This window comes from Amycolatopsis sp. CA-161197 (assembly GCF_050942255.1).
Lineage (GTDB): Bacteria > Actinomycetota > Actinomycetes > Mycobacteriales > Pseudonocardiaceae > Amycolatopsis.
Map to the genome: position 1 here is coordinate 3,297,928 of NZ_CP192059.1, position 11,838 is coordinate 3,309,765.

At 71.6% G+C, this 11,838-nt stretch carries 13 protein-coding genes; 8 read left to right on the plus strand and 5 right to left on the minus strand.

Going from position 1 to position 11,838, the window contains the following annotated elements:
• Positions 1-49: 49 nt before the first annotated feature.
• Together ACQPXB_RS15785 and ACQPXB_RS15790 are read right to left on the minus strand one after the other, a co-directional pair.
• Positions 50-1,441, minus strand: coding sequence for an MFS transporter (locus ACQPXB_RS15785; RefSeq protein WP_432852617.1), 1,392 nt, complete (start codon positions 1,439-1,441; stop codon positions 50-52).
• Positions 1,442-1,864: 423 nt separating this feature from the next.
• Positions 1,865-2,338: a MarR family winged helix-turn-helix transcriptional regulator gene (locus tag ACQPXB_RS15790; RefSeq protein ID WP_366586446.1), complete on the minus strand. Its 474-nt coding sequence runs from the start codon at positions 2,336-2,338 to the stop codon at positions 1,865-1,867.
• A gap of 189 nt (positions 2,339-2,527) precedes the next feature.
• Between ACQPXB_RS15790 and ACQPXB_RS15795 the strand changes: the two genes are divergently transcribed.
• The 4 genes from ACQPXB_RS15795 to ACQPXB_RS15810 are packed head-to-tail and all read left to right on the plus strand — an operon-like array spanning position 2,528 to position 5,586.
• Positions 2,528-3,577 carry a Rieske 2Fe-2S domain-containing protein gene (locus tag ACQPXB_RS15795; RefSeq protein ID WP_386951802.1) on the plus strand — a complete coding sequence of 350 codons (1,050 nt, stop codon included), beginning with the start codon at positions 2,528-2,530 and terminating at the stop codon, positions 3,575-3,577.
• The gene (locus tag ACQPXB_RS15800) at positions 3,574-3,789 is read left to right on the plus strand and encodes a hypothetical protein (RefSeq protein ID WP_432852622.1); all 216 of its coding nucleotides are present in this window, start codon (positions 3,574-3,576) and stop codon (positions 3,787-3,789) included. Before ACQPXB_RS15795 ends, ACQPXB_RS15800 begins: the two co-directional genes overlap by 4 nt.
• Positions 3,790-3,828: 39 nt before the next feature.
• Entirely contained in the window at positions 3,829-4,770 is a 942-nt protein-coding gene (locus ACQPXB_RS15805) for a PDR/VanB family oxidoreductase (RefSeq protein ID WP_432852625.1), read from the plus strand.
• Between the two features lie 21 nt (positions 4,771-4,791).
• Positions 4,792-5,586: an IclR family transcriptional regulator gene (locus tag ACQPXB_RS15810; protein ID WP_432852628.1), complete on the plus strand. Its 795-nt coding sequence runs from the start codon at positions 4,792-4,794 to the stop codon at positions 5,584-5,586.
• Position 5,587: 1 nt separating this feature from the next.
• Here the strand turns inward: ACQPXB_RS15810 and ACQPXB_RS15815 are convergent, their stop codons facing one another.
• On the minus strand, positions 5,588-5,827 hold the full coding sequence (locus ACQPXB_RS15815; RefSeq protein WP_432852631.1) for a hypothetical protein: 240 nt from the start codon (positions 5,825-5,827) through the stop codon (positions 5,588-5,590).
• A 252-nt stretch (positions 5,828-6,079) separates the two neighbouring features.
• On the opposite strand from ACQPXB_RS15815, the gene ACQPXB_RS15820 reads away from it, so the two are divergent.
• Both ACQPXB_RS15820 and ligD read left to right on the plus strand, forming a co-directional pair.
• Positions 6,080-7,162: an ATP-dependent DNA ligase gene (locus ACQPXB_RS15820; protein ID WP_432852634.1), complete on the plus strand. Its 1,083-nt coding sequence runs from the start codon at positions 6,080-6,082 to the stop codon at positions 7,160-7,162.
• Positions 7,159-8,160, plus strand: coding sequence for a non-homologous end-joining DNA ligase (ligD, locus tag ACQPXB_RS15825; RefSeq protein WP_366586426.1), 1,002 nt, complete (start codon positions 7,159-7,161; stop codon positions 8,158-8,160). The genes ACQPXB_RS15820 and ligD overlap by 4 nt, the downstream gene beginning before the upstream one ends.
• 139 nt (positions 8,161-8,299) lie before the next feature.
• Here the strand turns inward: ligD and ACQPXB_RS15830 are convergent, their stop codons facing one another.
• Both ACQPXB_RS15830 and ACQPXB_RS15835 read right to left on the minus strand, forming a co-directional pair.
• A complete protein-coding gene (locus tag ACQPXB_RS15830) occupies positions 8,300-8,578 on the minus strand; it encodes a hypothetical protein (RefSeq protein ID WP_386951814.1) in 279 nt (92 codons plus the stop codon).
• Between the two features lie 107 nt (positions 8,579-8,685).
• Positions 8,686-9,726, minus strand: coding sequence for a CobW family GTP-binding protein (locus ACQPXB_RS15835; protein ID WP_432852638.1), 1,041 nt, complete (start codon positions 9,724-9,726; stop codon positions 8,686-8,688).
• A gap of 358 nt (positions 9,727-10,084) precedes the next feature.
• Between ACQPXB_RS15835 and ACQPXB_RS15840 the strand changes: the two genes are divergently transcribed.
• Positions 10,085-11,215, plus strand: a complete 1,131-nt coding sequence (locus ACQPXB_RS15840) for a nitric oxide synthase oxygenase (RefSeq protein ID WP_432852641.1) — start codon at positions 10,085-10,087, stop codon at positions 11,213-11,215.
• A gap of 69 nt (positions 11,216-11,284) precedes the next feature.
• On the plus strand, positions 11,285-11,791 hold the full coding sequence (locus tag ACQPXB_RS15845) for a flavodoxin domain-containing protein (RefSeq protein WP_432852644.1): 507 nt from the start codon (positions 11,285-11,287) through the stop codon (positions 11,789-11,791).
• Positions 11,792-11,838 lie beyond the last annotated feature (47 nt).

Here is an 11,838-nt window from a genome sequence, read left to right on the forward strand (position 1 = left end):
CCTCCACTGTGGTTGTGGTGGGGTCGGTTTCCGGTGGTGACTCGGGCAGTCAGGAGCGCGCCGGGGCCAGGGCGGCGGGCGCCCCTTCGCCGGTGATCTCGCTCGTGATCTGCTCGACGGTGCGGCCGCGGGTCTCGAAGGTCGCCACGAGCGCGGCGATCCCGGCGAGGATCGAGATGATCCCGAAGACCAGGAAGAACAGGAACTGCGAAGCGTGTGCCGCCAGGATGAACCCGACGAGCACGGGCATGATGAGGCCGCCGACCTTCTGCCACGCCGCCGCCCAGCCGAGCCCGGTCGCGCGGCTGGCCGTGGGGTAGAGCTCGCTGGCGTAGGCGAAGAGCGTGCTGCCGGCCAGGCCGCTGCCGAAGAACGTGGCCAGCGAGCCGAGCACGATCACCGCGCCGGTCGCCGACGTGGTGCCCCAGGCGAGGCAGAACACTCCACTGAGGACGAACGCCCCGCCGAGCACCACGCGGCGGCCGATCCGGTTGATCAGCTGCCCGGCGAGGATCGCGCCGACCACGCCGGCGGCCGTGATGATCGCCGTGTAGCCGAAGCTCTTGAGCAGGTCCACGCCCTGGTCTTCCAGGACCGAGGGCAGCCAGCTCGAGAGCCCGTAGAGGAACGCGCCGGCGCAGACCTCCATGAACCAGATGGCGATCGTGTAGCGCAGGTAGTGCCGGGCGACGAGCGTGCGCACGGTGCCGCCGCTCTCGGGTGCCGCGGGCCGGCCGGCGGGGGCTTCGGTGGGGTTGCCGCCCCGGCACAGGCCGCTGACGATGGCCGCGGCGTCGGCGAGACGATCGCGGCGCAGCAGGTAGCGGACCGACTCCGGCAGCGTCGCCAGCATGAACACACCGACGACCACCGGCACGGTGGCGATCACGAACATCGCGCGCCAGCCGAACGCCGGCACCACCGCGGTGCCGACCGCGGCCGCCGTCGGCAGCCCGATCAGCCACGCCGCCGTGGCGGCGGTGACGAGCGGGCCGCGGTGGCGCGAGGGCACGAACTCGGCGATGTAGGGCAGGACCACGGCGATCTCGGCACCGAGCCCGATCCCTTGCAGCGCGCGGAACGCGACGAGGGCGCCGAAACTGGGCGCGAACACCGCGGCGAGCGAGAACACGGCGTAGACGATCACCGTGATCGACAGCGGCACCTTCCGGCCGAACCGGTCGGACACCGTGCCGGCGACGGCCGCGCCCACGAGCATGCCCGCGAACAGCGCCGAGGAGAACACGCCGGCCGACTCGCTGGTGAGGTGGAAGGTCTTGATGACACCCGGCAGGATCACGCCGGTCAGGTTGATCACGAACCCGCACAGGAAATGTCCGATGAGGACGGTCACGTAGATTCTCAGGTGCCGTGCGGTGAACGCCGACTCGTCGAGGCGGGAGAGCAGGGAGTGGGACGAGGTCGCGGGGGACGGGGGCATGTGGGGCCACCTCCTTGTGGCTGGAACAACCCAGGGCTTGTGAAACCCAGCAGCTCGTAGGACGGCGGCTGGTGCTACCCGGTGGCTCCTCGCCGCCCGACGCGGTGGTCGAACGGCGTGGAACCCGTTGGCCGGCAACCCATCGGCGGTCCGGTTCGCCGGTCGGCGGCCTTGTGGGCCACCGGCGTGCGTCCGGCCGTGTCGAACCGATCGGTTGCCACCCGATGGCTTCGAGACTCCGGCACCACGGCACTCCGAAGCGGCCCGGCTCGAAAGCCCGGCGGTGCGGAGGCCGAGGGATGTCGGCCGGCGGCTCGAAGCCGTCCGGTTCGAAACCCGTGGCGCAGGGCCGGATGGCCTGGCGTCAAACGGTTCCGATCCGGTGTGGTGCGGTGGTGCTGACCCCCCTTGGGTCTTCTTCCGTCACCGGTCGTCCAGGTTGCCCTGGACGTCGAAGTAGATCTGCGAGAGCGCGGGCAGCAGCTGGTCGCGCACCTCGGGGGCGAGGCCCGCGGTCAGTTCGGCCGCGAACTTGTCGAGGGTGCGCCGGGCGGTGTCCCGCGCGGTGACGCCCTTGGCGGTGAGCTCGAGCTGCATCGTGCGCCGGCTCGTGGCCGAGGGACGGCGCGAGAGTAGGCCCTGGTTCACCATCTTGTCGACGCTTTCCGACATCGTCGACGGGTTGCGGTGCGCGAGCTTGCACAGCGCCGTGAGCGACGTGTGGCCGCTCCCGACCCTCGACAGGATCCGGTACTGCCGGATGGTGAGCGGCAGCTCGAGCCCGGCGAGCAGCTCCGTCTGGAGCCGGGTCAAGCGCCCGCCCAGAGCCAGCAGGACCTCGCCGAGGCCCGCTTCCGGGCCCAGTTCGTCGAAGGTCTCGGTGTCGTTGGTGGTCATTTTGGTCCCCGTACGTTCCGGTACCCGAAATAACGATGCCGCCGACTGTACGTCCGCCCCCGCGCTGTGGGAAGAGGTGATTTCGTGACGACGAGAGTCTTTCAGTGGGTGAAAACCCGGATGGTCCCCGGCGCACCGCGGGTGAGAGCTTCGGAAACCGACCCCGACCGAAGGAGCTCTGAGGCGTCGATGGCAGCGTTCGCCCGAAACCAGTGGTACGTCGCCGCATACGGCCGCGAGGTGGGCCGGGAGCTGTTCTCCCGGACCGTGCTCGGCGAGCCGATCGTCTTCTACCGCACCGAATCCGGCGACGTCGTCGCGCTGGCCGACCGCTGCGTGCACCGCCGCTACCCGCTCTCGGAGAGCCGGCTCGACGGCGACAAGATCGTCTGCGGCTACCACGGCTTCACCTACGACAGCGCCGGTTCGTGCGTCTTCGTCCCCGGCCAGGCCCGGATTCCGCGCACCGCAAGGGTTCCCTCGTACCCGGTGGTGGAGCAGGACTCGTTCGTGTGGGTGTGGATCGGCGAGCGCGAGCTGGCCGACGAGTCCACGATCCCGCGCGCGCCGTGGCTCGCGGACCCGGCGTACACCAGCGTGAGCGGTATGGAACCGCTGGCCGCGCGGTACGAGCTGCTCGTGGACAACCTGCTCGACCTCTCGCACGAGACCTACCTGCACGGCGGCTACATCGGCACGCCGGAGGTCGCGAACACGCCGATCACCACGGAGGTCGACGAGGACCGCGGCATCATCTACGTCAGCCGCCACATGGCCGACGCCGAGTGCCCGTCGTTCTACGCGAAGTCCACCGGCATCGAAGGCCGGATCACGCGCTGGCAGGACATCGAGTACCACCCGCCGTGCCTGTACCTGCTGCACAGCCGCATCGCGCCCGTCGGCGTGCTGCCGAACTCCGACGGCACCGACCCCGACGGTTTCCACGTCGAGGTGGTCTACGCGATCACCCCGGAGACCGAGCACAGCACCCACGACTTCTGGGCCGTGGCACGGGACTTCGCTCTGGAGGACACCGCCGTGTCCGATTTCCTCGCGGAGAACAACCGCACGGTCGTGCTGCAGGACGTGCGGGCGCTCGACATCCTCGAACGCGTCATCGAGGCCGAACCCGAGGGGTACCAGGAGCTTTCGGTCAACATCGACACGGGCGGGCTGGCCGCGCGCCGCATCCTCAAGAGGCTGGCGGCCGGCGAGAGCGCGCAGGTCGTGTCGTCGTGAGCGAGCGCGTGGCGATGCTGCGGGGCGAGAACGTGGTGCGCATCCACTGGAAGCTCGGCACCGACGTGCTCGTCGGCGTGTGCCACTGCGGGGCCGAGCACGAGTCGGAGGACCCGGTGGAGCTGTGGGACTGGCTGCTGGCCCACCCCGTCGGGCACGGCGGTCCGGCGGTGCCGTTGGTCCCGCCGGAGCGCGTGGCCGTCGCGGTCTGAGCGGTCTGAGAGATCTGACCGGTTCATGAGGAGGAGACGATGAGCGTCCTGGCCACGGAGCTGGAGCTCGACGTGGTGCTGGCGGCCCCGGAACGGCTGGCCGACGGCGTCGTCCGGCTGACCCTGCGCGACCCGGACGGCGCGGCGATGCCGGCCTGGGAGCCGGGCGCGCACGTGGATCTGGTGCTGGGCCCGGATCTCGTGCGGCAGTACTCGCTGTGCGGTGATCCGGCCGACCGGTCGGTGCTGCAGGTGGCCGTGCTGCATGAGCCGGCCGGACGCGGCGGCTCGGCGCACGTCCACGGCCTGACCGGCGGCGAGCGGCTGCGCGTGCGCGGTCCGCGCAACCACTTCGCGCTGGTGCCTTCGCCGCGCTACCTGTTCGTGGCGGGCGGCATCGGCATCACGCCGCTGGTGCCGATGCTCGCCGCGGCCGAGGCGGCCGGGGCCGAGTGGCACCTGCTCTACGGCGGGCGCACCCGCGCGTCGATGGCTTTCGCGGCTGAGCTGCGCGAACGCTACGGCGACCGCGTGGAGCTGGTGCCGCAGGACGAACGCGGCCTGCTCGACCTCGACGCGGCGCTGGCCGCGGCACCGGGCGCGGCCGTCTACAGCTGCGGCCCGGAACCACTGCTGGCGGCCGTCGAACAGCGGTGTGCGCCCGATTTGCTGCACCTCGAGCGGTTCACGGCGCTGCCCGACACCGGTCCGCGCGATGCGTTCGAGGTCGAGCTCGCCCAGTCGGGCCGGACGGTGCAGGTACCGGCGGACCGCTCGATCCTCCAGGTGCTGGAGGAGTCGGGGGTGTCCGTGTTGTCCTCCTGCCAGGAGGGGACGTGCGGCACGTGCGAGACCGGCGTGCTCGACGGGGTGCCGGACCACCGCGACTCCGTGCTCACCGGCCCGGAGCGCGAGGCGGGCGACGTGATGATGATCTGCGTGTCGCGCTGCGCCGGTGCGCGACTGGTTCTGGATCTCTGACCCCGCGGGTAGCGTGAGGCGATGACCCGGCAAGCCCCGGCGACGGGCACCTCCGTGACCAGCAAGGTGCTGGCGCTGCTCGAGGCTTTCACCCCGAACGCCGCGGATCTGAGTCTCAGCGAGCTGGCCCGGCGGTCCGGTGTCTCGCTCGCGACCGCGCACCGGCGCGCGGCCGAGCTCGTCGAATGGGGTGCGCTGGAACGCGACGCGGCGGGGCGCTACCGCATCGGGCTGCGGCTGTGGGAGGTCGCGTCGCTCGCGCCGCGCGGGCTCGGCCTGCGTGACGCGGCGATGCCGTTCCTGGAGGACCTGTACGAGGTCACGCACGAGAACGTGCAGCTCGCCGTGCGCGAGGGCCTGGAGGTGGTGTTCGTCGAACGCATCGCCGGGCGTGACGCCGTGCCGGTCTGGACCCGGGTCGGCGGCCGGTTCGCCCTGCACGCCACGGGCGTCGGCCTCGTGCTGCTGGCCCACGCGCCCGCGGCCGTGCAGGAGGAAGTGCTCGGCGGGCCCCTGCACGGCTACACCGCGAAGACCGTCTGCGATCCGGCTCGGCTGCGCCGCGTGCTCGCCGACGTCCGCAAGCAGGGCTACTCCGTCAGCGACGGCCAGGTCACCGTCGACGCGCTGTCGGTCGGCGCGCCGGTGTCCACCGCCGACGGCACGGTCGCGGCGGCAGTGTCCCTTGTGGTCCGGGCCGGCAGCGCCCAGCCGGCCGCGTTGGCGCCCTTGGTGATGGCGGCCGCGCGCGGCATCGGCCGGGCCCTGGCGGGCGGGCCGGCGCGGGTGTTCCCGGCGGGCCGCGCCCGCCCGTGACCTACTGCGGCACGTGCCAGCAGGTGCCGGTCGCGTCGGGCGTGCGCTCGGCGACGGTCGCGGCGGCGAGCAGCACCTGCTGTCCGGACTGGACGACGGTCGGCGTGGCGGGCGGGGCCGGGGCCACCTCGTTGTAATCGAGTTCCGCGAGCGCCAAGAGCAACAGCCCGTCGCGTTCGCCGTGCGGGAGCTCGGCCAGCGCGGCCGCGAGCGTGCCGCGGGCCGTGATCGCCGAGACCACGCGGCTTTCGTGGCCCTCACCGGACTCTGCGGTCGTGCACCTCGGTGAACGCCTCGGGCTCCAGCCGGAACCGCGCGGCCGGCCCGGCGTCGCCCACCGGTGCGGTCGTTTCTCTGCCTCTTCTCACGCGGGGTTTCCTCCCAGCCGGGACAGCTTTCACCACGTCTTCGCCGCAGCGGGGAAACTTCTTCCCGAACGGGCGAGGAAGGTCAAACGGTGCTGGTCAGCGGCGGCTCGGCCTAGGATCGGCGCGTGGAGCTTCCCGTGATGCCGCCCGTGCGGCCGATGCTCGCCAAGGCCGTGCACGAGGTCCCGAGGACCGAGGGGCTCTGGTTCGAGCCCAAGTGGGACGGGTTCCGCTGCGTCGTGTTCCGCGACGGCGCCGAGGTGGAGCTGGGTTCGCGCAACGACCGCCCGCTCACGCGCTACTTCCCCGAGCTGGTCGAGCTGCTGGGCGACGCGCTGCCGGAGAAGTGCGTGGTCGACGGCGAGATCGTGCTGGTCACGCCGCGGGGCCTGGACTTCGAGTCGCTGCAGCTGCGGCTGCACCCGGCGGCGAGCCGCGTGCGGAAACTGGCCGAGGAGACGCCGGCGAGTTTCATCGCGTTCGACCTGCTGGCCCTGGGCGAGCGCGATCTCACCGGGGAACCGTTCCGCACGCGCCGGCGGATGCTGGAAGACCTGCTCGGGGACAACCCGTCCGGCGGCCTGCAGCGCGTCCACCTGACGCCGCTGACCACGGATCCGGACACGGCCGAGGACTGGTTCACCCGCTTCGAGGGCGCCGGCTTCGACGGCGTGATGGCCAAGCCGGCCGATCAGCGGTACGAGCAGGACAAACGTGTGATGTGGAAGGTCAAGCACGAACGCACGGCCGACTGCGTCGTCGCCGGGTTCCGCTGGCACAAGGACGGGCAGGGCGTGGGTTCGCTGCTGCTCGGCCTGTTCGACGACGCCGGCGCGCTGCACCACGTGGGCGTGGCCAGCAGTTTCACCGCCAAGCGGCGCCGCGAGCTGGTCGAGGAGCTGGCGCCGTTGCGGGAGAACGCGCTGGAGGGCCACCCGTGGCGCACCTGGGCCGAGTACGAGCCCGAGCCCGGCCGCCGGCCCGGCGCGAACAGCCGGTGGGCGCCGCAGAAGGACCTGTCGTGGGAGGCCGTGCGGCCGGAGTGGGTCGCGGAGGTCCGGTACGAGCACCTGCAGGGCGGCCGGTTCCGCCACGGCGGGCGGCTCGTGCGCTTCCGCCCCGACCGTGACCCGGCTTCGTGCACGTACGCGCAGCTGGAGGAGGCGCCGCCGGCCGAGCTGGCGACGTTGTTCGGGGAGGCCAGATGAGCGGCGTGGTCCTGGAGCTCGACGGCGTCGAGCTGACGATCTCGAGCCCGGACAAGGTGTACTTCCCCGAGCGCGGCGAGACGAAGCTCGACCTCGTGCGCTACTACCAGGCCGTGGCCGGCCCGCTGCTCGACCGCCTCGGCGGCCGCCCGCTGCTGCTGGAGCGCTACCCGGACGGCGCCGGCGGCAAGAGCTGGTTTCAGAAACGCGTCCCCAAGACCGCCCCGAAGTGGCTGACCACCACCGTCGTCTCCACGCCCAACGGCACGACCAGCGACGCCCTCGTGGCCGCTGACCTCGCCCACGTGCTGTGGGCGGTGAACCAGGGCTGCCTCGGCTTCCACGTGTGGCCCAACCGCGCCGCGTCGCTCGACATCGCCGACGAGCTGCGCATCGACCTCGACCCGTCGCCCGGCATCGGCTTCCCGCAGCTGCGCGACGCGGCGGTGCTCGTGCGCGAGTTCCTGACCGAGCTGGGCATCGAGGTCCACGTGAAGACCTCCGGCTCGCGCGGCCTGCACCTCTACGCCATCCTCGAACCCCGCTGGGACGGCTACCAGGTCCGCGCCGCTGCGGTCGCCCTCGCGCGGGCCCTCGAACGCCGCCACCCGGACCTCATCACGGCCCAGTGGTGGAAGGAGGAACGCGGCGCGCGCGTCTTCGTCGACTTCAACCAGAACGCCCCGCACAAAACGGTCTTCGGCGCGTGGTGCGTCCGTCCACGCGTCGGCGGCCAGGTGTCGACGCCGATCTCGTGGGCCGACCTCGCCACCGTCATCCCGGACACGCTCACCCTGACTTCGGTGCCCGCTCTCGTCGCCGAGCACGGCGACCCCTGGGCCGGGGCGAACGACCGGCCGCAGTCCATCGAACCGCTGCTGGAGCTGTCCCGGGCGGACCTCGCATCGGGCCTGATGGACGCCCCTTGGCCGCCGGTGTACCCGAAGATGCCGGGCGAGCCGCCGCGCGTGGCGCCGAGCCGCGCGAAGAAGAGCTGAGCCGGCTGCGGCTCGAGACCGGCCTGCGGCAGCCCGCAGCGAGGCGGTTGTACGAGCGCGAAGGCGACCGGCGGATCCCCGCGTTCCCGGCGCACGAGAACGACCCGGAGAGCGGCTGCTCCGTCGAAGACCTCGCGCGTCACGCGAACGGCAGGTCGAACGCCAGCTGACCGTCGCCGTCTCCTGGTGGTGCGCCGGACAGGGTCGCGGCGCAGGTGGGGCACGGGGTGACGTCGCCGGTGCCCGGGGCCGTGAGGTCGACCGGTGTCCACGTGCGGGACTCGCGTTCGCCGCAGACCGAGCGGCGGTAGCGCAGGTCGCCGGCGCGGGTCATGAGATGGGCGACGGGCGCGTCGTCGGGCAGGACGCCGACGAGGTACCAGCGCGTCGCGGTGTGGACTGTGGGGATTGTCGCCATGGAACTGTCCTCCTGGGAGGCCGGTTCAGCTTCATTCCTTCGTCACAGCCATCTTCCGTCGCGCGGTGCGGGAATCCGTGCGTTTGGCGGTGTTCGGCGTGGCGCGCTCAGTCCTCTGGAGACTCTTCTGCCTGGTCAGGCGCCGGTTCGTTGAGGTAACGCAAGATCCGCAGCAGGCCGCGTTCGTCGATCTCGTCGGCTTCGGCCACGCACTCGGTGAGGCGCCGCGTGACGTCGTCGGCGTCGAGGCCGGCGCCGATCAGCACGAGCTCGGTGCGGTGTGGCCGTCCGGCGGGCCAGGGGGAGCGGTCGAGCTGGATGAACGCGCCCACGGTGTGCAGCCCGAACCGCGCGCGCGGGCCCAGGTCCACGTGGCCTTTGACGCGGTAGAGGCCGGGCGGGCGCTGTTCGAGGAATGCCAGCAGCCGCCGCGGCGACAGCGGGCGGTCGGCGGTGAAGGTGACGCTCTCGTAGGCCGCGTGGAGGTGCTGCGAGTGGTCGTGGTCGTCTTCGCGCAGGTCGTCGAAGGACAGCTGGCCGAAGCGTTCGCGCGGCTTCGGGTCGAAGAACAGCTCCGGGTCCACCCGGCCGTGGTCGGTCACCAGCACCGGCACGCCCGGCGCGAACTCCTCGACGGTCGCGGTCAGCTTGGCGAGCTCGTCGGCCGTGACGCGGTCGGCCTTGTTGACCACGACCAGGTCGGCGATGCGCAGGTGGTCGGCCAGCTCGGGGTGGCGTTCGCGGGTGCTGTCGAACTCCGCGGCGTCGACGACTTCGGCGAGGCCGCCGTAGCGGATGTCGGGGTTCTCGCTCGCGATCATCAGCCGTAGCAGGTCGCGCGGCTCGGCGATGCCGCTGGCCTCGACCACGATCACGTCGATGCCGGCTTCGGAGCTCGACAGCTGCCCGAGCATCGCGTCGAGCCCGCTCGCGTCGACGGCGCAGCAGAGACAGCCGTTGCCGAGGGAGACCATGGTGTCGACCTGGCCGGACACGGCGAGCGCGTCGATGTTCACGCTGCCGAAGTCGTTGACCACCACGCCGACCCGTGCGCCCTGGCGGTTGGCGAGCAGGTGGTTGAGCATCGTGGTCTTGCCCGAGCCGAGGAACCCCGTGACGAGGACCACCGGGATCCGCTGCCTGGCCACGATCACACCCCTCCCGCCGTCGCACCGACCTTACCGCCAAGTGATCACGGAACCGCTTCCAGGTCGTGATCAATTTCCGGACACATTGTGCAAGGTCGAGGTGACGCAATTATTTCCGCGCCCGCAGCACCGCCGCCTACCTGCGAATTCCGCATTTCGCGGGCGGTGCCCGGCACATTCGGCGGTTGCCTGGAACGCCGCTTCGGGTACGCTTCCCGTTCTGGCGAAACCCTTGGGGCTACGGGATTTGTCGCCGCCGGCTCGGATCAGCACCGAATGACGGAGGAACAGTGGGTCTTGCCTGCGTGTCGCGGGTTGTGCTTTCTGCCAGTGGAGTAGCCCGGTGACCATTGCGTCCATGCGAGTGAATTTCGACGCACCGTTGGCGCCCGAAAGGGTGACAACCGTCGAATACGGCGAGGCCGAGGAATTCATCCGGCTCTGCCACGCGGAAGCCGCCGTGCCCGGCCTGCGCGTCGACGAGCGGCTCGCGCAGATCAAGGAGGAGATCGCCGAAACCGGTTCCTACCGGCACACCCACGCCGAACTGGCCCACGGCGCGCGCGTGGCGTGGCGCAACTCCGCCCGCTGCATCGGCCGGCTCTACTGGCGCGGCCTGCGCGTGCGCGACCGGCGCGACGTGCGCGACGCCGCGGGAGTCGCCGCCGAATGCGTCACGCACCTGCGCGAAGCGACCCGCGGCGGCCGGATCCGGCCCACGCTCACGGTGTTCGCGCCGGACAGCCCGACCACGCCCGGCCCGCGCATCCACAACGACCAGCTCATCCGCTACGCCGGCTACCGCCTCGAAGACGGCTCCGTGCTGGGCGATCCGCAGTACGTCGAGTTCACCGACACCGTGCGCGAGCTGGGCTGGCGCCCGCCCGAGCGGCGCGGTTCGTTCGACGTGCTCCCGCTGCTCGTCGAGGCGGAACCGGGTTCGCCGCAGCTGTTCGGCCTGCCCGCCGACGCCGTGCTGGAGGTGCCGCTCACGCACCCGGACCACCGCTGGTTCGCCGGCCTCGGCCTGCGCTGGCACGCCGTGCCCGCCATCAGCAACATGCCGCTGGAGATCGGCGGCGTGCGCTACTCCGCGGCGCCGTTCAACGGCTGGTACATGGCCACGGAGATCGGCGCGCGCAACCTCGCCGACGTCGCGCGCTACAACCTGCTCCCCGTCATCGCCGGCCTCATGGGCCTGGCCACGGACGACGACCGCACGCTGTGGCGCGACCGCGCGCTCGTGGAGCTGACGCTGGCCGTGCAGTATTCGTTCGACCAAGCGGGCGTCACCATCGCCGACCACCACTCGGAGTCACAGCGGTTCCTGACGCACCTCGAGCGCGAGGAGCGAGCGGGCCGCTCGTGCCCGGCCGACTGGAGCTGGCTCGTGCCACCGCTTTCCGGCGCGCAGACCCCGGTTTTCCACCGCTACTACGACGAACCCGACCCCGCGACGCGGCCGGCGTTCCTGCTCCCTGGTCAATGAGAACAGCCGTTCGGCGGATCCCTGCGAACTGGGGGCGCCGACGGTCCGCGGAGGGCGGACAATGGGGACATGACCGCAGTGCTCGTCGCCCACGCAGGCAAGAACGGCGGCACCCGCGAGATCGCCGAGGTGGTCTCGGAGGAGCTGCGCGCCCTCGGCCACACCGTGGACACGCGGGACGCGGCCGACGTCGCCGACGTGGCGGGCTATGCGGCCGTGGTGGTCGGGAGCGCGCTGTACTACTCGCGCTGGCGCCCGTCGGCCGTGCGGTTGCTGGAGCGCAACGTGGAAGCCTTGCGTGAACGCCAGGTCTGGCTCTTCCACAGTGGCCCGTGCGGCCCCGGCGCGTCCCTCGTGCACGTGAGCCTGCCCGCGTCCGTGGCCCTCCTGGCGGCGAGCATCGACGCGGAACGCACCACCACGTTCGGCGGGCGGTTGGACCCCGCGCTCGTCCGGGGGATTCTGCCGCGGCTGATGGCGCGTGGGTCCCGTGCTGGCGATTTCCGTGACTGGGCGCGAATCCGCACGTGGGCCCGCGATGTCGGCAACCACGTGAGCTCGCACGTTTCTCTCTGACCACCTGCCCGTTTCACCTGTGACGAGCGTCTTCCCGATCGTCGCGT

What these genes read in the sequence shown, in the direction of transcription:
- ACQPXB_RS15840 (WP_432852641.1), top strand. Translation starts at nt 10,085, where the DNA reads ATGCGAGTGAATTTCGACGCACCGTTGGCGCCCGAAAGGGTGACAACC.
- ACQPXB_RS15830 (WP_386951814.1), bottom strand. Translation starts at nt 8,578, where the DNA reads ATGGCGACAATCCCCACAGTCCACACCGCGACGCGCTGGTACCTCGTC.
- ACQPXB_RS15845 (WP_432852644.1), top strand. Translation starts at nt 11,285, where the DNA reads ATGACCGCAGTGCTCGTCGCCCACGCAGGCAAGAACGGCGGCACCCGC.
- ACQPXB_RS15810 (WP_432852628.1), top strand. Translation starts at nt 4,792, where the DNA reads ATGACCCGGCAAGCCCCGGCGACGGGCACCTCCGTGACCAGCAAGGTG.
- ACQPXB_RS15790 (WP_366586446.1), bottom strand. Translation starts at nt 2,338, where the DNA reads ATGACCACCAACGACACCGAGACCTTCGACGAACTGGGCCCGGAAGCG.
- ligD (WP_366586426.1), top strand. Translation starts at nt 7,159, where the DNA reads ATGAGCGGCGTGGTCCTGGAGCTCGACGGCGTCGAGCTGACGATCTCG.
- ACQPXB_RS15785 (WP_432852617.1), bottom strand. Translation starts at nt 1,441, where the DNA reads ATGCCCCCGTCCCCCGCGACCTCGTCCCACTCCCTGCTCTCCCGCCTC.
- ACQPXB_RS15805 (WP_432852625.1), top strand. Translation starts at nt 3,829, where the DNA reads ATGAGCGTCCTGGCCACGGAGCTGGAGCTCGACGTGGTGCTGGCGGCC.
- ACQPXB_RS15795 (WP_386951802.1), top strand. Translation starts at nt 2,528, where the DNA reads ATGGCAGCGTTCGCCCGAAACCAGTGGTACGTCGCCGCATACGGCCGC.